This window comes from Streptomyces cinereospinus (genome assembly GCF_042430725.1).
Lineage (GTDB): Bacteria > Actinomycetota > Actinomycetes > Streptomycetales > Streptomycetaceae > Streptomyces > Streptomyces cinereospinus.
Genome location: NZ_JBHMCY010000058.1, coordinates 1 through 17,762 on the forward strand (window position 1 = coordinate 1; position 17,762 = coordinate 17,762).

Genomic DNA, 17,762 nt, shown 5'->3' on the forward strand with positions numbered 1-17,762 from the left:
GCGGCTGACGGGCGGCTGACGGGCGGCTGACGGGCGGCTGACGGGCGGCTGACGGGCGGCTGACGGCACGGACGCACGGCACGAGGCACCGGTTCCCCTTCCCGGAACCGGTGCCTCGTGCCGCAGGGGGTGTGCGGGGCGGGTCCGGTCAGCCCTTCCAGGCCCGCGCCACCGTGCCGTCCTTGACCTCGAAGTTCAGCCGGCCCACCCGGTACTCCATCGTGATGATCGTCCCCGGCGGCAGGGAACGCACCGTCGTCCAGCCACGCCCACGCGCGCGCTCCTCGGCGTCGGACTGCGGCAGGCCGACATAGGTCTCGGGATCGTCATCGGGTTCGGATGTCGAAAACGGTGCCATGCCCGCCACGCTAGGCGCTGCGCCACGGAGGGGAAAGGGGACACTGTGCACGGGCTGTCGCTGATCCCCCTCCGGTCACACTTCTGTCACAGGATCACGCCACGCGTTTCAGTGGAACTCCGTCACACGGACGGGCGGTTGCGTCCCCCTTGCGGGGGTATACGAACGCAATTTTCGCGCGGCGTCACCGCGTTCCGAAAAGCCGGGTGGAGAGTTCACACAGGACTGCCCCCGGACGCCTTTTCTCGCCGATTTCGGACGTGCTCGCGCGCAGCCGCGAGATGCCGGAACAGCACAGAAATGACACGCATTCCGCACAGAATCCCCGTACGCCCGCTGCCGCCGCCGCGGTCGCGTGAGCGTCACGGCGGGGGCTCGCGGGCACCCGTGGCGCGGGCCGGACGGGGGCCTGAACGCCGAGGAGCGAAAGGGCGAGCGCGGCATGGGGACCCAGACCGTACCGGCGACAGCGCGGCCGGTACCGGACCGGCGGCAGGGCCGGGTGATCGTCGACTGGCTGACCACCACCGACCACAAGAAGATCGGCCATCTCTACCTGATCACGTCGTTCGCGTTCTTCCTGATCGGCGGGGCGATGGCGCTGGTGATGCGCGCCGAGCTGGCCCGGCCGGGCCTGCAGCTCCTGACCAACCAGGAGTTCAACCAGCTGTTCACGCTGCACGGCACGATCATGCTGCTGCTGTTCGCGACGCCGAGCTTCGCGGGCTTCGCCAACGAGCTGATGCCGTTGCAGATCGGCGCCCCGGACGTGGCCTTCCCGCGGCTGAACATGCTCTCCTACTGGCTGTTCCTGTTCGGCGGGCTGATCGTGCTCGGCTCACTCCTCGTGCCGGACGGGCCGGCCGCCTTCGGCTGGTTCGCGTACGCGCCGCTGAACAGCCTGGAGCGTTCGCCGGGCGTCGGCCCCGATCTGTGGATCATGGGACTGGCGCTGTCCGGGTTCGGCACGATCCTCGGCGCGGTCAACTTCCTCACCACGATCATCGGGATGCGCGCCCCCGGGATGACCATGTTCCGGATGCCGATCTTCACCTGGAACACGCTGTTCACGTCGATCCTGATCCTGCTGGCGTTCCCGGTGCTGGCGGCGGCGCTGCTGGTGCTGGAGGCGGACCGGCGGTTCGGCAGCCAGGTCTTCGACGCGGCGAGCGGTGGGGCGCTGCTGTGGCAGCACCTGTTCTGGTTCTTCGGGCACCCGGAGGTCTACATCATCGCGCTGCCGTTCTTCGGCATCGTCACGGAGATCATCCCGGTCTTCAGCCGCAAGCCGGTCTTCGGTTACGGGGCGCTGGTCGGCGCCACCATGGCGATCACCGGCCTGTCGGTGGTGGTGTGGGCGCACCACATGTTCGCCACCGGCGCGGTGCTGCTGCCGTTCTTCTCCTTCATGAGCTTCCTGATCGCCGTGCCGACCGGGGTGAAGTTCTTCAACTGGACCGGGACCATGCTCAAGGGCTCGCTGTCCTTCGAGACGCCCATGCTGTGGTCGGTGGGCTTTCTGGTGACGTTCCTGCTCGGCGGGCTGACCGGGGTGATCCTGGCCTCGCCGCCGCTGGACTTCCACGTCACGGACTCGTACTTCGTGGTGGCGCACTTCCACTACGTGGTGTTCGGCACCGTCGTCTTCGCCGTCTTCGCGGGCTTCTTCTTCTGGTGGCCCAAGTTCACCGGGAAGATGCTCGACGAGCGGCTCGGCAAGATCCAGTTCTGGACGCTCTTCGCCGGCTTCCACACCACGTTCCTGGTGCAGCACTGGCTCGGCGCCGAGGGCATGCCCCGCCGGTACGCCGACTACCTGGCCGCGGACGGCTTCACCGCCCTGAACACGGTCTCCTCGATCGGCGCGTTCCTGCTCGGCCTGTCGACGCTGCCGTTCCTCCACAACGTCTGGAAGACCGCCAGGTACGGCCGGACGGTGGAGGTCGACGACCCCTGGGGCTACGGGCGCTCCCTGGAGTGGGCGACCTCCTGCCCGCCGCCGCGCCACAACTTCACGACGCTGCCGCGGATCCGCTCCGACTCCCCGGCGTTCGACGTGCACCACCCGGAGTACGCCGGGCGCCACGTCGTCCAGGAGCCCGGCGTTCCGGAGCCCGGCTCGGGCGGTCTCGGGCGGCCGTGACCGCCCGGGCCCGTGCGGCCCGCCCCGGGACGCGGTGCCCGGGGGTCACGCCCCCGGACGCCGGCTGAGGTCGGCGCCGAAGAGCCGCAGCAGTTCGTCCTCGACCACCGGGGTGAGCGCCTCGACGAAGCCGTCCGCCAGGTGTCCGTAGTCCCGGTAGACCATGGTGTTGCCCACCACGACCGGGCAGTTGCCGGATGGGGCGCAGACCCAGTCGTAGGGGTCGATGGTCGCCACGTCCTCGGCGGCCGCCGCCGCCCGGATCGCCTCGGTGACCTCGGGCGCGGGGTCGGCGTCCGCGCGGTCGCGGGCGCAGGAGCCCAGGCTCTCGGGGTGCGCCACCGCGCAGTCCACCGCGTTGTTCCTGGGCCATGGGGTGTCCAGCAGGGTGAGCACCCGGGTGCGGCCCTGCTGGAGCATCCGGTAGGTCTCGGCCTGGCCCTTGCCCCACTCCTGCGCCATGTCGCCGTCCCCGTACAGCTTCGCCGAGTTGGAGCTGGAGGTGATGACGAGTTCGGGCTCCATCCCGCGGATCTTGTCGAGGGTCACCGCCCGCCAGTCGTCGCAGGTCGAGTAGGGGCCGCCGTTGTACTCGATGGTGATCTGGGAGACCTTGCACGCGTTCTTGGTGAACGAGTAGAGCCGCCAGTGGTGCTTGCGGGCGATCGCGTCGAGCGCCGGGAACCACTGCGCGACGTGCGAGTCGCCGAACAGCACCACGGTGCGGTCGGCGGTGGTGTCGCCGTACAGGCAGGGCTGCGTCTGCACCGTGCCGGTCATGGTGAGGGCGCAGTCGTCGGTGTAGACCTCGGACCGCTTGTAGGCCGTGTCCCGCATGCTCGGTTCGAGGTTGGACGGGAGCTTCTCCACCCGCTGCTCCAGCAGCTCGGTCAGTGCGGCGCGGGGGTCGGACGCGGTCGCGAGGGTCTCCTTGGTGTCCTGCCGCGCCCCGCCCCCGTCCAGGGCCGGCGGGAACTGCGCGGCGAACACCGCGGCCGCGGCGGCGACCGCCGACAGGCCCAGGCCCAGCGAGAGTCCCCGGGCGGCACGGGCCTTGAAGACGCGGTGGAAGCGCATCGGGTTCTCGACCAGGTGCAGGGTGCCCCAGGCGAGGACGATGCCGCCCAGGGCGGCGGTCAGCCGCAGCGGTCCCTCGTGCTCGCCGAATCCGGCGGCGGCCGGGACGATGACGATGAGCGGCCAGTGCCACAGGTACCAGGCGTAGGAGATGCCGCCGATCCAGACGGCGGGGCGCAGCGACAGGACCGCGCCCGCGCCGTAGCGGCCGGCCGCCGCACCGCCGGCCAGGACGGCCGCGGCGCCGAGGACCGGGATCACGGCGTTGTGGCCGGGGAAGCGGGTGCTCTCGTCGAAGGTCACCGCCGCGTAGCCGACGGCGGCCAGGCCGGCCCAGCTCAGGACGGCCGCGACCGGACGCGGGATGGCGTCGAGGCGGTGCGCCGCCAGGGCCAGCAGGGCGCCCACGGCCAGCTCCCAGATCCGTCCCTGCGAACCGAAGTAGGCCCATGAGGGGGAGGTCTCGGTGAGGTGGAGGTTCAGGGCGAAGGAGGCCGCGGCCAGGGCGAGCAGCGGGACCGCCAGCAGGACCCGGCGCCGGAACAGCTTCAGGGCGACGATCAGGACGATGGGCCAGATCAGGTAGAACTGCTCCTCGACCGCCAGTGACCAGAAGTGCTGGAACGGCGAGGGCGGCACGTCCGTGTTGAAGTAGTCGGTCCCGGCCTCGGCCAGCCGGAAGTTGACGACGTACCAGGCGGAGGCGACGGCGTCCTTGGCGTAGTCCGCGAAGCGCAGCGGCCCGAGGAAGAGCCAGGAGCCCGCCAGCGTCGCCAGGACGACGAGAGTGGAGGCGGGCAGCAGGCGCAGCGCCCGGCGGGCGTAGAAGCGGCCCAGCGATATCCGGCCCTCCCGGGTCCACTCGCGGAGCATCAGCGAGGTGATCAGGAAGCCGGAGATCACGAAGAAGACGTCCACGCCGACGTACCCGCCGGCCACCGAGGAGACCCCGGAGTGGCCGAGCACCACGAGTGTGACGGCCACCGCGCGCAGGCCCTGGATGTCCAGCCGCAGTCCCGCGCCGCCCGCCGCCGACGGGGGCCGTTTCCCGTGGTCCCCGGGGGCTCCGTCCCGGGGCTGCGGAAGGGAGGGGACGTCGGGGGACGTGGGCCGCGGGGCGTGCGCGAGGCGGCGGACGGGCACCGTGCAGATCTCCTTGCTCGTGGGGCGTCATCCGGCCGGCGCTGGTGATCGCCCCGGAGCCGGACGATCGAACTTACCCCCGGCAGGGCCCGTGCGTCACGTCGCGGTCATTACATCGCCATAACGAGGAGGTGGATCTGGTTTGAACACCGGCCGACAACAACCCTTTCGGGCGGGGTCGCGCACGGCACCGTGGGACACGTCACTCAGCCGGCGAGCGGTGGGCCGGACACCGCGGGCGGACCCTGCACGCGGGCCGCGCCGTCCGGGAGGACCAGCGTTGTCCCGGCCTCGATGCGCTCCGGACGGGGGCCGATGGTCTTCTTGTTGGCCTCGTAGAGGGCCTGCCAGCCGCCCCGGACCTGGTATGTGCGGGCGATCGCGTACAGCGTGTCGCCGGGCTTCACGGTGTACCAGCGGCCCTTGAGGCCGTACCGCGTCGCGCAGACCGGCCAGGCTCCCCAGCCCTGGACGGCGACCACCTCGCGGGCCACCGCGATCTGCTGCTGGCGGGTGGCGAGGTCCGCGCGCGGGGCGTACTTCAGGCCGCCGAACGCCTTCCAGGTGGATGGTGAGAACTGCAGGCCGCCGTAGTAGCCGTTGCCGGTGTTGATGTGCCAGTTGCCGCCGCTCTCGCACTGGGCGACGCAGCCCCAGGGCCACTGGTCGTCGGCGCAGGCGGCGGACTCGTGCACGGCGGCCGGGCCGGACGCCGGGAGCGGGGACGGGGGTGCCGCCTGGGCGGCGGCGGGGGCGAGGACGGTGAACAGGGTCGCGGCGAGGGCGATCGTCAGGGATCTGCTGCGCATCGGCTCACGCTAGGCGGCGGCGCGCGCCGGTCCGGCCGAGCCGCGCCCGCCGCGGCCGGGGGCTCCACCCGGTCGGCGGACCGGGCCGAGCCCCGTGCGGCGCCTGCGCGCGGGCGGCTCAGAGGACCAGGCGCTGCCCGGGCACGAGCACGTCGGGATCGCCGCCGACGACGTCCCGGTTGGCGGCGTGCAGCCGCTGCCAGGTGGTGCCGTTGCGGGCCGCGATGCCGCTCAGCGTGTCGCCCGGGCGGACGGTGCAGTCGCCGCGGGAGGCGTCCCGGTCGGTGTGCCCCGACGCGCGGGCCGGCGCCGTCGCGGGCTGCGACGAGGGGGACGGGGCCGACCGCGGCCGACCGGGCCGGGCCGGGGCGGCGCGCTCCGGGGCCCCGTTGCCGGCGGACGCGTCGGGGGCGGCCGGCGCGCTGCCGTACGCCCCGGCCCGGGCCGAGCAGGTGGGCCACGCGCCCCAGCCCTGGCCGCGCTGGACCTTGGTGGCGACGGCGATCTGCTGCTCCCTGGTCGCCCCGTCGGCGGTCGGGGCGTAGACCGTGCCGCCGTACGCGCGCCAGGTGCCGGCGGAGAACTGCAGGCCGCCGTAGTAGCCGTTGCCGGTGTTGATGTGCCAGTTGCCGCCGCTCTCGCACTGGGCGATGCGGTCCCACACTCCGCCGTCCGCCGCCGCGGCACCGCCGCTCGCGGCCAGCAGCCCGAGCGGGGCGAGCAGGGCCGCCCCGGCGAGGACCGCCGACGTACGGGTCTTACGGACGTTGCCGCGGGTGGTATCGGCACATTCGGACATGTGATTCCCTCTCGACGCACCCGGGTTCCCCCAGGCCGGGCGCGGTTCCCGCGCAGGGGCGCGGTCGCCGGGCCGGCCCCGTCCGCCGGGGGTCGTGCTGTGGGCCGGCCTGCCGCGGCCGGCCCGGGCCGGTGGACGTGTCCGGGCGGTGCTCGTTGCACACGGCGCAGGAATGTACGGAGCGCGCCGAGCCGGGATCAACCAATTGCCCGTCCGCCGAGGCCAGTTGCCAGTTACCCGAAGTAACGACGATTTCCGGACACCCATTTCGTTCGCCGATTTCCGGATTTGTCGACCACCTCACCCATCCGCTTGTGACTCACCTCACCCCATCAAGTGCCGTACTGGCGACGCGACTTGACGGAGAGTGTCCGTTTCCGGGTCGGTCGTGACCGTGTGCGGTGGATGGTTCGATTCCGTTCGTCAGGCAGCGTGACTACCGCCACAGCTCGGCCGTTGTCTTCTTCATGAGCCGGGGGCCCACCCCGGACCACAGGCCGGGAGCCCCCCGGCCTCGCCACGCACCGCATCCCGAGGGAGCCCCCCGTGCCGCGCATGCTCGACGTCAGCGACGAGGTACGCGCCGAGATCGGCGACGAAGAAGCCGACCGGCTGCTCGCCGGAGACAACACCCCGGGCAGTTACGACTGCACGTCCTGCCGCACCCCCGGCGACTCCGAGCGCGAGCGCACCAGCACCGTCCTGTTCATCGGTGACGAGACCGCCGTGCTCGCCTTCGCCCACGCCGGCTGCCTGCCCTCCCAGGTCGTCCAGGTCGCCGAGGAGCAGCTCCAGGGCGCCGTGAGGTCCATCAGCGGCGACACGGCCGACCTCGAAGCCGAGAAGGTCGTGCCCGAGCAGGCCGTGCTCGGCGTGACCAGCGGACTGGTGCTGATCGCCGGGGAGTTGCACCCGGCCCTGGTCGTCGAGCCCACCGGCCCCATCGTCCGCCCCGGCTCCACCGCCGCCGGGGACGACTTCCTGCCGCTGCTGATCGAGCAGGGCTTCATGCCCGTCACCGAGCTGAGCTCCGTACCGCCGGTGCTGCACGGCTGGTCCGTCCTGCTCGCCATGGGGCAGCTGCACGCGGTGCTCCAGCCGGCGCCGAACGGCGGGCAGCCGGTGGCCTGGTGGCAGGCGCACCAGCCGTTGCAGGTGACCGAGGGATGGCGGGCGGCCGCGAACAAGCACCAGCAGGTGCTCATGTTCGCCGCGCCGGTGGGCTCCATCGGGCGCCAGCCCCGGGAGGACCTGCTGCGGGACGCGCTGGACAAGGCCGCGGCCAACGGCCAGCTGGTCGCGAGTGTGCTGCCGCTCGCCGGTACGTGAGCGCGGGAACGCGCCGCACGGGGCGGGCGCGCCGACGGCCGCGGGACGTCCCTGGCCGGCCGCGCGGTTCCCCGCGCCCCGCACCGGACGCCGCCCGACCGCATCCCTTCCCGTCCGGGGTCGTTTGGACATACGTGCACGCATACGACGTTTCCCGCCGCCAGTCCTTGCAGCCGATCCCGTCCGCTCGGTCAGGTCAGGATCATTCCGGCGGCCCCTCGGCCACGCCGATCTACGACGCGCTCTGCGTCGAGTACGTCAAGTCCTTCCGTGCGCTGCCGGGTGACCGGCGCGGCGAGGAGAACCTGGGGTTCGTCGCCTTCGGGTACCTGTCACAGGGCTCGATGACGCACAGCGGCTCGTACAGCGCCTACAGCGCGGGCGCGCAGAGCGCCCGGCACGGCGGCGGGCAGCAGCCGACGTGGCAGCGGGTCGGGACGGTCGGGCAGCAGCACACCACCGGGACGTATCACGTCCCCGCGCTTCCCCCCGGCCCCCGCCGGGGCAGCTGAGAAGGGCGGCCCCGCCCGGGCCGCCCTTCTCGCCTGCTCTGCCGCTGCTTCTTCGTCTACTTCTTCTTCGTCTACTTCTTCTTCGCGCCGCGCTTCTCGCGCACCCGCACCGAAATATGGATCGGCGTGCCCTCGAAGCCGAACTCCTCGCGCAGCCGACGCTCGATGAAGCGCCGGTAGCCCGCCTCGATGAAGCCGGAGGCGAAGAGCACGAACCGCGGCGGCTTGGTGCCGGCCTGGGTGCCGAACAGGATGCGCGGCTGCTTGCCGCCCCGGATCGGGTGCGGATGGGCGGAGACCAGCTCACCCAGGAACGCGTTCAGCCGGCCCGTCGGGACCCGCGTCTCCCAGCCCGCCAGGGCGGTCTCGATCGCCGGGACCAGCTTCTCCATGTGCCGCCCGGTGCGCGCCGAGACGTTCACCCGGGGCGCCCAGGCGACCTGGCCCAGCTCGGTCTCGATCTCCCGCTCCAGGTAGTAGCGGCGCTCCTCGTCGAGGGTGTCCCACTTGTTGTACGCGATGACGAGCGCGCGGCCCGCCTCGACGGCCATGGTGACGATCCGCTGGTCCTGCACCGAGATGGACTCGGCGGCGTCGATGAGGACGACGGCCACCTCGGCCTTCTCGACGGCGGCGGCGGTGCGCAGTGAGGCGTAGTAGTCGGCGCCCTGCTGGAGGTGGACGCGCTTGCGGATGCCGGCCGTGTCGACGAACTTCCAGGTGGTGCCGCCGAGTTCGATCATTTCGTCGACCGGGTCGCGGGTGGTGCCGGCGAGTTCGTTGACGACGACGCGCTCCTCGCCCGCCACCTTGTTCAGCAGCGAGGACTTGCCGACGTTGGGGCGGCCGATCAGGGCGATGCGGCGCGGGCCGCCGACGCCGGTGCCGCCGACGGCGTCGCGCGGCGCCTCCGGCAGCGCCTCCAGGACGGCGTCCAGCATGTCGCCGGTGCCGCGGCCGTGCAGCGCGGAGACGGGGTAGGGCTCGCCGAGGCCGAGGGACCACAGGTAGGCCGCGTCGGCCTCGCCGCTCGGGCCGTCCACCTTGTTGGCGCACAGCACGACCGGCTTGCCGGCCTTGCGCAGCAGCCGGACGACCGCTTCGTCGGTGTCGGTGGCGCCCACCTTGGCGTCGACCACGAAGACGACCGCGTCGGCCGCTTCGATGGCGAACTCGGCCTGCGCGGCGACGGACGCGTCGATGCCGAAGACGTCCTGCTCCCAGCCGCCGGTGTCGACGACCTTGAAGCGGCGGCCCGCCCACTCGGCCTCGTAGGTGACGCGGTCGCGGGTGACGCCCGGCTTGTCCTCCACGACGGCCTCGCGGCGTCCGATGATGCGGTTCACCAGGGTCGACTTGCCGACGTTGGGACGGCCGACCACGGCGAGGACGGGCAGCGGTCCGTGCCCGGCCGCCTCGATGGCGCCCTCGACCTCCTCCAGGTCGAAGCCCTCTTCGGCGGCGAGCTCCATGAACTCCGCGTACTCGGCGTCGCCGAGCGCCCCGTGATCGTGCTCGAACGCGTCCGAGCCGTCGGGCTGGATCTGGTCGTTCATGAAGTCCGTACCTCGTCGTTCATCGTGGTGATCGGTGGAGCGCCCGGTTCGGGGTGATCCACTACTCAGTGTCGCCCAGCGCCCGGTCGGGCGCCCGGCGTTTTGACGGCCCGGCCGGGCCGTCAGGCCCGGCCGCCGGAAGCGGACAGCCGGCCGGTGAGCCGTCTGGCCTGCTCCAGATGCCCGGTGAGCTGCTTCTGGATGCGCCCGGTCGCCTCGTCCAGCGCCGTGCGCGTGCGCCGCCCGCTGCCGTCGCCCGCCTCGAACGGTTCGCCGAAGACGACGTCGATGCGGTGCCGCAGCGGAGGCAGCCCCTTCATCAACCGTCCCCGCCGCTCGGAACTTCCCAGCACGGCCACCGGGACGACCGGGGCGCCGCTGCGCACGGCGAAGTAGGCGAGCCCGGCGCGCAGCGCGGCGAAGTCGCCCTCGCCCCGGGTGCCTTCCGGGAATATGCCGAGCACACCGCCGGCGGACAGCACGTCCAGCGCCCGGGTGACCGCGGTGCGGTCGGTGCTCTGCCGGTCCACCTTCACCTGGCCGATCCCGGTCAGGAAGGCGTCGAGCGGGCCGGCGAACGCCTCCTTCTTGATCAGGAAGTGCACCGGCCGGGGCGCGACGCCCATCACCATCGGACCGTCGACGTTGTGCGAGTGGTTGACGGCGAGGACGGCCGGGCCGGTCGCCGGGACCTTCCAGGCGCCCAGGACCCGGGGCCGCCACAGCGCGTGCATCAGCGGCAGGCCGATGCGCCGGCCGACCTCCGCGCCCCGCCGGGACGGTGCCTCGGTCACTTCGCCGCCCGCTTCTCCTCGACCAGGCCGACGACACACTCGACGACCTGCGCCAGCGTGAGGTCGGTGGTGTCCACCTCGACCGCGTCGTCCGCCTTGGCGAGCGGCGAGGTCTTCCGGCTGGAGTCGGCGGCGTCCCGCTTGATCAGGGCCTCGCGGGTGGCGTCGACGTCGGCGTTCTTCAGCTCACCGCTGCGCCGGGCGGCGCGGGCCTCCGGGGAGGCGGTGAGGAAGATCTTCAGGTCGGCGTCCGGCAGCACCGTGGTGCCGATGTCGCGGCCCTCGACGACGATGCCGGTCCGGGCGTCGGCCGCGATCGAGCGCTGCAGCTCGGTGATCCGGGCCCGCACCTCGGGCACCGCGCTGACCGCGCTGACCTTGGCGGTGACCTCCTGGGTGCGGATCGGGCCGGCCACGTCCACCCCGTCGACCGTGATCGTCGGGCCGGCCGGGTCGGTGCCGGAGACGATGTCCGGCTTGCCCGCCACGGCGGCGATCTCCGAAGGGTCGGTCACGTCGACCCCGTTGGTCACCATCCACCAGGTGATCGCCCGGTACTGGGCACCGGTGTCCAGGTAGCTCAGACCGAGCCGCGCCGCCACCGCCTTCGACGTGCTGGACTTGCCCGTGCCGGAGGGGCCGTCGATGGCGACAATCACTGCCGGGGCGCTTTCCACTGTGGGGAACCTTCCTGGGCCGGGGTGGCGGGCGGGGCATGACGGTGCCCTGCACAAGGTTACTGGGTACGGGTCACTCGTCCGGCCCACCCGCCCGGCGGCGCTCCCGCCGGGCGGGGGCCCGGACGGCCGCCTACTGCCGCAGCGCCCAGCCCCGCTCCCGCAGCGCCGCGCCGAGCACGGGCACCGCCTTGGGCTCCACCATCAGCTGCACCAGACCGGCCTGCCGGCCCGTCGCGTGCTCGATCCGCACGTCCTCGATGTTGACGCCGGCCTGCCCCGCGTCCGCGAAGATACGGGCCAGCTGACCGGGCTGGTCGTCGATGAGCACCGCGACCACCTCGTACGCCCGCGGCGCGGTCCCGTGCTTGCCGGGCACCCGGACCTGCCCGGCGTTGCCCCGCCGCAGCACGTCCTCGATGCCGGCGGTCCCCTCCCGGCGCTTGGCCTCGTCGGAGGACTGGAGTGCGCGCAGCGCCCGGACCGTGTCGCCGAGGTCGGTGGCGACCTCGCCGAGCAGGTCGGCGACCGGCCCGGGGTTGGCGGAGAGGATGTCGATCCACATCCGCGGGTCGGAGGCGGCGATCCGGGTCACGTCCCGGATGCCCTGCCCGCACAGCCGTACGGCCGCCTCCTGGGCGTGCTCCAGGCGGGCGGCGACCAGGCTGGAGACCAGGTGGGGCATGTGCGAGACCAGCGCGACGGCCCGGTCGTGGGCGTCGGCGTCCATGACGACCGGCACGGCACGGCAGTACGAGACCAGTTCCAGGGCGAGGTTCAGCACCTCGGTGTCGGTGTCCCGGGTGGGCGTGAGCACCCAGGGGCGGCCCTCGAACAGGTCGCCGGTCGCGGCCAGCGGGCCGGACTTCTCCCGGCCGGACATGGGGTGTGTGCCGAGGTAGCAGGTCAGGTCCAGTCCGAGCGCCTCCAGCTCGCGGCGAGGGCCGCCCTTGACGCTGGCCACGTCCAGGTAGCCGCGGGCGGCCCCGCGGCGCATGGCGTCCGCGAGCACCGCGGCGACGTGCGCGGGCGGGGCGGCGACGACCGCGAGGTCGACGGGCCCGTCGGGGGCCTGGTCCGTGCCGGCGCCGAGTGCGGCCGCCGTACGGGCCTGCCCGGGGTCGTGGTCGGCGAGGTGGACGGCGACGCCGCGCTGGACGAGGGCCAGGGCGACGGAGGTGCCGATGAGCCCGGTGCCGATGACGAGTGCGGTTCTCACTGGGCGATGTCCTTGCGCAGGGCCGCGGCGGCGCCGAGGTAGACGTGGGTGATGCCGGCGCGCGGCCGGTCGGAGTCGATGTGCGCGAGCACGCGCACCACGCGGGGCATCGCGCCCTCGACGTCGAGTTCCTGGGCGCAGATCAGCGGGACGTCGACGATGCCGAGCTTGCGGGCGGCGGCGGCCGGGAAGTCGCTGTGCAGGTCGGGCGTGGCGGTGAACCAGATGCTGATCAGGTCGTCGGTGCTCAGTCCGTTCCGCTCCAGGATGGCGGTGAGCAGGGTCCCGACCTGCTCGTCCATGTGGCCGGCCTCGTCCCGTTCGAGTTGGACGGCGCCCCGGACCGCTCGTACCGCCACGGCGTTGCTCCTCGCTGCTGTGCGACATCGGCTGCTCGTCCGTCAAGCCTAGTCAGGCCGCGGACGGCCGGTGGGGGGCGCTCGCCCGCTGAGACGCGGCGCCCGCGCGGAGCAGGGCTCCGTCACGGGGCGCCGCCGTGCCGGCGGTGCCGCCGGCGGCTCAGTGGTCCCAGAGCGCGCCGATCGTCACCAGTTCGCTCTGGTACTCGATCCGGTCCGCCCACGCGGTGGGCCAGGCGTCGGCGCCGAGGTACGCGCCCGCGAAGGCCCCGGCGAGGCACGCGAGGGAGTCGGAGTCGCCGGAGCTGCACGCCGCCCGGCGCAGCGCGGTCAGCGGCTCGTCGACCAGGAGCAGGAAGCACAGCAGCCCGGTGGCCAGCGCCTCCTCGGCGATCCAGCCCGCCCCGGTGGCCAGGCACGGGTCGGTCTCCGGCGATATCGTCCGCACGGCGTCCCGCAGCCGGTCGAGCACCTGGAGGCACTCGTCCCACCCGCGCGCGATGAACCGCTCCGGTGTGCCGTCGTCCGCCCGGGTCCACAGGTCGCCGAGCCACCGCTCGTGGTAGTGCTCGCGGTTCTCGTAGGCGTAGGACCGCAGCAGCCCGACCAGCCCGGTCGGCTCGGCGCCCTGCGCGAGCAGGCGTACGGCGTGCGCGGTGAGGTCGGAGGCGGCCAGCGCGGTCGGGTGCCCGTGGGTGAGGGCGGCCTGCAACTGGGCGGCGCCCGCGCGCTGTTCGTCGCTCAGCCCGGGGATCAGGCCGATCGGCGCGACGCGCATGTTGGCGCCGCAGCCCTTGGAGTGGATCTGGCTGGCGTCCTGCCAGGGCCGGTCCGGCTGCTCCAGCAGGACGCAGGCGCGGATGCAGGTGTTGCCGGGGGCCCGGTTGTTCTCCGGCGAGCGGTTCCAGGCGATGAACTCCTGCCGCACGGGCCCGGCCAGCTCGGCCGGGCCGAGCACGCCCCGGTCCATGGCCGTGCGCAGCCCGCGCGCCAGGGCCAGCGTCATCTGGGTGTCGTCGGTGACGAGCGCGGGCGTGGGCAGCTCCAGCTGCCGCCAGGGCCCGAACCGGCTGAGGATCGACGGCACGTCGTGGAACTCGGTCGGGTAGCCGAGCGCGTCGCCGAGGGCGAGGCCCAGCAGGGAGCCGGTGGCGGCGCGCTTGCGGACGGTGGTCGTGGTCATGCGGGGCGTCCTTCCCGGGACGGGCGGAGGAGGGGCGGGTGCAGGACGGCGGCGCCGCCCGGGCGGTAGAGGGCGGCGGGCTTGCCACGGCCGCCGGTCAGGCGCGCGGCGCCGGCGACCGGCGCGACGAAGCCGGGGGTGGCCAGCACCTTGCGCCGGAAGTTGGGCCGGTCCAGCGGGGTGCCCCAGACGGCCTCGTAGACCTGCTGGAGCTCGCCGAGGGTGAACTCGGGCGGGCAGAAGGCGGTGGCGAGGCCGGTGTGCTCCAGCCTGGCGCCGACCCGTTCGTGCGCGTCGGCCAGGATCCGGTCGTGGTCGAAGGCCAGCGGCCGGGCCCCGTCGTACGGCACCCAGCGGGCTTGCGCGGCGTCGCCGCCGCCGTGCGGTTCGGGCGGATCGGGCAGCAGCGCGGTGAAGGCGACGGACACGACCCGCATACGGGGGTCGCGCTCCGGTTCGCTGTAGGTCCTCAGCTGCTCCAGGTGCAGCCCGGAGACGTCGGCCAGACCGGTCTCCTCGGCCAGTTCGCGCCGGGCGGCCGTCTCGGCGGACTCCGCCGGCTGCACGAAGCCGCCGGGCAGGGCCCAGCGGCCGGCGTACGGCTCCTGTCCGCGCTCGACGAGCAGCACGTGCAGCGCGCCGGCGCGGACGGTGAGGACCGCGAGGTCGACGGTGACGGCGAAGGGTTCGTACGCGTGCTTGTCGTAGCCCCGCAACGCACCCACCCCCTTTTTATAGTCACCGCGACTATAAAAGGGGGTGGCAGTCCTTCACAAGCCGTCGACGGACGAGCGGCCTAGAGATCGACTTCCTTCATCAGCATGCCGACCTCCGTGTTGCTCAGCCGGCGCAGCCAGCCGGACTTCTGGTCGCCCAGGGTGATCGGGCCGAAGGCGACCCGCACCAGCTTGTCGACCGGGAAGCCGGCCTCCGCCAGCATGCGGCGCACGATGTGCTTGCGGCCCTCGTGCAGGGTGACCTCGACCAGGTAGTTCTTGCCGGTCTGCTCGACGACCCGGAAGTGGTCCGCGCGCGCGTAGCCGTCCTCCAGCTGGATGCCGTCCTTCAGGCGCTTGCCCAGGTCGCGCGGGATCGGGCCGACGATGTGCGCGAGGTAGGTCTTCTTCACGCCGTACTTGGGGTGGGTCAGCCGGTGGGCCAGCTCACCGTGGTTGGTGAGCAGGATGACGCCCTCGGTCTCGGTGTCGAGCCGCCCGACGTGGAAGAGCCGCGTCTCGCGGTTGGTGACGTAGTCGCCGAGGCACTGGCGCCCCTCGGGGTCCTCCATGGTGGAGACCACACCGGCCGGCTTGTTCAGCGAGAAGAACTGGTACGACTGGGTCGCCACGGTCAGGCCGTCGACCTTGACCTCGTCCCTCTCCGGGTCGACCCGCTTGCCCTGCTCGGTGACGATCTCGCCGTTGACCTCGACGCGGGCTTGGTCGATCAGCTCCTCGCAGGCGCGCCGGGAGCCGTAGCCCGCGCGCGCGAGCACCTTCTGCAGCCGCTCGCCCTCCTGCTCCGCGCCGGGGAAGGTCTTGGGCAGCTTGATGTCCTTCTTGCCCGCGTACCGCTCGCGGTTGCGCTCCTCCACCCCCGTCTCGAACTCGCGCGAGCGCGCCGGCGCCGTCCGCCCGCCCTGCTGGGGCTTCTTGGGGCCGCCCTTGGCGCCGCCGCGGGCCGCGCCGCCGCGCCCCGCCTTCGGGCCGTCCTTGGTCGCCCCGGGGCCGACGTCGTAGCGGCGCTCCTCGGGGCGGGGCTTGCGGGGGCGATCCTGCCCCTGCTTCTGGTCCCTGTCGTTACCGGCACCGCGGTAGTTACCGCGCCCGCCGCTCTTGCCGCTGCCGCTGCTTCGCATCAAAGTTCCGTCGTCTTGTCGTCTGCGTCCTCGGAATCCGGAGCGTCCGGATCGAACGACGGCACGCCTTCCTGCGTCTCGGCCTCGATCGCCGCCGCCTCCGGGAGGAAGGGCGCGAGCTCCGGAAGCTCGTCCAGGCCCCGCAGGCCCATCCGCTCCAGGAAGTAGTTCGTCGTCGTGTACAGGATCGCACCTGTTTCGGGTTCCGTGCCCGCCTCCTGGACCAGACCGCGCTGGAGCAGGGTGCGCATGACGCCGTCGCAGTTCACTCCGCGGACGGCGGAGACGCGGCCGCGGCTGATCGGCTGGCGGTACGCCACCACCGCGAGCGTCTCCAGCGCCGCCTGGGTGAGCCGGGCGGTCTGGCCCTCCAGGGCGAGCCGCTCGACCGCCGGCGCGTACGCGGGGCGGGTGTAGAAGCGCCAGCCTCCCGCGATGAGCCGCAGCTCGAAGCCGCGCCCCTGCGCGGTGTACTCGTCGGCCAGCTCGCGCAGCGCCTCGGCGATCCGCCGCTCGGGCCGCTCCAGTATCCTCGCGAGGTGCGCCACGGTCGCGGGCTCGTCCACGACCATGAGGACGGCCTCCAGGGCGGGCTTCAGCTCCAGGCCGGCGACGGTGCCCGGCCCGGCGGGCGGCCCTGCGGTCTCCTCGCTCACGCCTTCTCCTCCTGCTCCTTCGGCTGCCGCGGCGGCCGGTCGAACTCGTCGGTCACCATCGGCCCGGCGTCCGCCTCGCCGCCGGTCCAGCGCACCAGCAGCTCACCGAGGGCGGTCTCCTGCTCCAGGGCCACGGCCTTCTCCCGGTACAGCTCCAGCAGGGCCAGGAATCTCGCCACCACGGTGAGGGTGTCGTCGGTGTCCGCCACCAGTGCCCGGAAGTCGGCCTCGCCGAGTTCCCGCAGCCGCGCCACGACGATTCCGGCCTGCTCCCGCACGCTCACCAGCGGGGCGTGGATGTGGTCGACGTACACCTGCGGCCTGGGCCTGGGCTGCATCGCCTTGACCGCGAGCCGGGCGAACCCCTCCGGGCCGATGCTGATGACGACCTCGGGGAGCAGCTCGGCGTGCTCCGGTTCGAGGCCCACGGTACGGGGGTGGCGGCGGGCCTCCTCGTCCAGGCGGCCGCTGAAGATCTCGGCGACCTGCTTGTACGCGCGGTACTGGAGCAGCCGCGCGAACAGCAGGTCGCGGGCCTCCAGCAACGCGAGGTCGGCCTCGTCCTCCACCTCGGCGGCGGGCAGCAGCCGGGCCGCCTTCAGGTCGAGCAGGGTGGCGGCGACGACCAGGAACTCGGTCGTCTCGTCCAGGTCCCAGTCCGGCCCCATGGCCCGGATGTGCGCCATGAACTCGTCGGTCACCTTGGACAGGGCGACCTCGGTGACGTCCAGGCGGTGCCGGGAGATCAGCTGGAGCAGCAGGTCGAAGGGTCCCTCGAAGTTCGACAGCCGCACCGTGAACCCCCCGGCCGCACCCTCCTCAGCGCCCTCCGCGGAATCCGCGGCGGACCCGCCCAGGACGTGAACGGCGCCCGCACCGGGCGAACCGGGGACCGCCAGGGGCCGGCCGGCCGCCTCGGAAGGCCGGGCGGCGCCCGCCACAGACTGGGCGGAAGCCCCGGCGGGCCGGGCAGGGACAGCCACAGGCTGGACGGCGCCCGCCACAGACTGGGCAGCCGCCTCGGAAGGCCGGGCGGCGGCGTCCACGGGCCGGGCAGCCGCCTCGGAGGGCCGGGGAGCCGCCTCACAAGGCCGGGCGGTGGCCGTCACGGGCCGTGGGGTGGCCGGGCGTTCCGGCTCGGGCACCGGGGAGACGGCCGTGAAAGCCTCCGCATCCGGCTCGGGTGCCCCGGGCGCCACCGCCCCCGGCCCCCTCCCCAGCGCACGGCGGCGTCCGGCCGGGCCGGAGGGCGGGACTGGGGAGCCGTTCGAGGTCATAGCCCCCGCAGGC

The 17,762-nt window shown here is 73.1% G+C and carries 17 protein-coding genes; 3 read left to right on the forward strand and 14 right to left on the reverse strand.

Annotated features, from left to right (window positions below; translation table 11 throughout):
* Positions 1-148: 148 nt before the first annotated feature.
* Positions 149-358, reverse strand: coding sequence for an I78 family peptidase inhibitor (locus ACFF45_RS25635; protein ID WP_381348816.1), 210 nt, complete (start codon positions 356-358; stop codon positions 149-151).
* Positions 359-800: 442 nt separating this feature from the next.
* On the opposite strand from ACFF45_RS25635, the gene ctaD reads away from it, so the two are divergent.
* Positions 801-2,501: an aa3-type cytochrome oxidase subunit I gene (gene ctaD, locus ACFF45_RS25640; RefSeq protein WP_381348817.1), complete on the forward strand. Its 1,701-nt coding sequence runs from the start codon at positions 801-803 to the stop codon at positions 2,499-2,501.
* 45 nt (positions 2,502-2,546) lie between these two features.
* On the opposite strand, the gene ACFF45_RS25645 is transcribed toward ctaD, so the two are convergent.
* The 3 genes from ACFF45_RS25645 to ACFF45_RS25655 all read right to left on the reverse strand — a co-directional run bounded on the left by ACFF45_RS25645 (position 2,547) and on the right by ACFF45_RS25655 (position 6,329).
* On the reverse strand, positions 2,547-4,721 hold the full coding sequence (locus ACFF45_RS25645; protein ID WP_381348818.1) for an acyltransferase family protein: 2,175 nt from the start codon (positions 4,719-4,721) through the stop codon (positions 2,547-2,549).
* A gap of 206 nt (positions 4,722-4,927) precedes the next feature.
* Positions 4,928-5,530, reverse strand: a complete 603-nt coding sequence (locus ACFF45_RS25650) for a LysM peptidoglycan-binding domain-containing protein (protein ID WP_381348819.1) — start codon at positions 5,528-5,530, stop codon at positions 4,928-4,930.
* Between the two features lie 118 nt (positions 5,531-5,648).
* Entirely contained in the window at positions 5,649-6,329 is a 681-nt protein-coding gene (locus ACFF45_RS25655; RefSeq protein ID WP_381348820.1) for a LysM peptidoglycan-binding domain-containing protein, read from the reverse strand.
* A gap of 546 nt (positions 6,330-6,875) precedes the next feature.
* On the opposite strand from ACFF45_RS25655, the gene ACFF45_RS25660 reads away from it, so the two are divergent.
* Both ACFF45_RS25660 and ACFF45_RS25665 read left to right on the forward strand, forming a co-directional pair.
* Positions 6,876-7,658, forward strand: coding sequence for a DUF8842 C-terminal domain-containing protein (locus tag ACFF45_RS25660; RefSeq protein WP_381348821.1), 783 nt, complete (start codon positions 6,876-6,878; stop codon positions 7,656-7,658).
* A gap of 134 nt (positions 7,659-7,792) precedes the next feature.
* Positions 7,793-8,170, forward strand: coding sequence for a hypothetical protein (locus ACFF45_RS25665; protein ID WP_381348822.1), 378 nt, complete (start codon positions 7,793-7,795; stop codon positions 8,168-8,170).
* A gap of 71 nt (positions 8,171-8,241) precedes the next feature.
* Here the strand turns inward: ACFF45_RS25665 and der are convergent, their stop codons facing one another.
* The 10 genes from der to ACFF45_RS25715 all read right to left on the reverse strand — a co-directional run bounded on the left by der (position 8,242) and on the right by ACFF45_RS25715 (position 17,749).
* Positions 8,242-9,726: a ribosome biogenesis GTPase Der gene (der, locus tag ACFF45_RS25670; protein WP_381348823.1), complete on the reverse strand. Its 1,485-nt coding sequence runs from the start codon at positions 9,724-9,726 to the stop codon at positions 8,242-8,244.
* Positions 9,727-9,848: 122 nt separating this feature from the next.
* Entirely contained in the window at positions 9,849-10,559 is a 711-nt protein-coding gene (locus ACFF45_RS25675) for a lysophospholipid acyltransferase family protein (RefSeq protein ID WP_381348824.1), read from the reverse strand.
* Positions 10,517-11,197 (reverse strand): (d)CMP kinase, encoded by a 681-nt coding sequence (gene cmk, locus ACFF45_RS25680; RefSeq protein WP_381348825.1) that lies wholly within the window; start codon positions 11,195-11,197, stop codon positions 10,517-10,519. Before cmk ends, ACFF45_RS25675 begins: the two co-directional genes overlap by 43 nt.
* A gap of 133 nt (positions 11,198-11,330) precedes the next feature.
* Entirely contained in the window at positions 11,331-12,416 is a 1,086-nt protein-coding gene (locus tag ACFF45_RS25685) for a prephenate dehydrogenase (RefSeq protein WP_381348826.1), read from the reverse strand.
* Positions 12,413-12,775 carry a chorismate mutase gene (aroH, locus tag ACFF45_RS25690; RefSeq protein ID WP_381348827.1) on the reverse strand — a complete coding sequence of 121 codons (363 nt, stop codon included), beginning with the start codon at positions 12,773-12,775 and terminating at the stop codon, positions 12,413-12,415. The genes ACFF45_RS25685 and aroH overlap by 4 nt, the downstream gene beginning before the upstream one ends.
* A gap of 160 nt (positions 12,776-12,935) precedes the next feature.
* The gene (locus tag ACFF45_RS25695) at positions 12,936-13,958 is read right to left on the reverse strand and encodes an ADP-ribosylglycohydrolase family protein (RefSeq protein WP_381348828.1); all 1,023 of its coding nucleotides are present in this window, start codon (positions 13,956-13,958) and stop codon (positions 12,936-12,938) included.
* Positions 13,955-14,674, reverse strand: a complete 720-nt coding sequence (locus tag ACFF45_RS25700; protein ID WP_381348853.1) for an NUDIX hydrolase — start codon at positions 14,672-14,674, stop codon at positions 13,955-13,957. The genes ACFF45_RS25695 and ACFF45_RS25700 overlap by 4 nt, the downstream gene beginning before the upstream one ends.
* An 80-nt stretch (positions 14,675-14,754) precedes the next feature.
* Positions 14,755-15,816 carry a pseudouridine synthase gene (locus ACFF45_RS25705; RefSeq protein WP_381348829.1) on the reverse strand — a complete coding sequence of 354 codons (1,062 nt, stop codon included), beginning with the start codon at positions 15,814-15,816 and terminating at the stop codon, positions 14,755-14,757.
* On the reverse strand, positions 15,816-16,472 hold the full coding sequence (gene scpB / locus ACFF45_RS25710; protein ID WP_381348830.1) for an SMC-Scp complex subunit ScpB: 657 nt from the start codon (positions 16,470-16,472) through the stop codon (positions 15,816-15,818). Before scpB ends, ACFF45_RS25705 begins: the two co-directional genes overlap by 1 nt.
* Positions 16,469-17,749: a segregation and condensation protein A gene (locus tag ACFF45_RS25715; RefSeq protein ID WP_381348831.1), complete on the reverse strand. Its 1,281-nt coding sequence runs from the start codon at positions 17,747-17,749 to the stop codon at positions 16,469-16,471. Before ACFF45_RS25715 ends, scpB begins: the two co-directional genes overlap by 4 nt.
* Positions 17,750-17,762: the final 13 nt, after the last annotated feature.

What these genes read in the sequence shown, in the direction of transcription:
- ACFF45_RS25705 (WP_381348829.1), bottom strand. Translation starts at nt 15,816, where the DNA reads ATGCGAAGCAGCGGCAGCGGCAAGAGCGGCGGGCGCGGTAACTACCGC.
- ACFF45_RS25650 (WP_381348819.1), bottom strand. Translation starts at nt 5,530, where the DNA reads ATGCGCAGCAGATCCCTGACGATCGCCCTCGCCGCGACCCTGTTCACC.
- der (WP_381348823.1), bottom strand. Translation starts at nt 9,726, where the DNA reads ATGAACGACCAGATCCAGCCCGACGGCTCGGACGCGTTCGAGCACGAT.
- ctaD (WP_381348817.1), top strand. Translation starts at nt 801, where the DNA reads ATGGGGACCCAGACCGTACCGGCGACAGCGCGGCCGGTACCGGACCGG.
- ACFF45_RS25655 (WP_381348820.1), bottom strand. Translation starts at nt 6,329, where the DNA reads ATGTCCGAATGTGCCGATACCACCCGCGGCAACGTCCGTAAGACCCGT.
- ACFF45_RS25695 (WP_381348828.1), bottom strand. Translation starts at nt 13,958, where the DNA reads ATGACCACGACCACCGTCCGCAAGCGCGCCGCCACCGGCTCCCTGCTG.
- ACFF45_RS25635 (WP_381348816.1), bottom strand. Translation starts at nt 358, where the DNA reads ATGGCACCGTTTTCGACATCCGAACCCGATGACGATCCCGAGACCTAT.
- ACFF45_RS25715 (WP_381348831.1), bottom strand. Translation starts at nt 17,749, where the DNA reads ATGACCTCGAACGGCTCCCCAGTCCCGCCCTCCGGCCCGGCCGGACGC.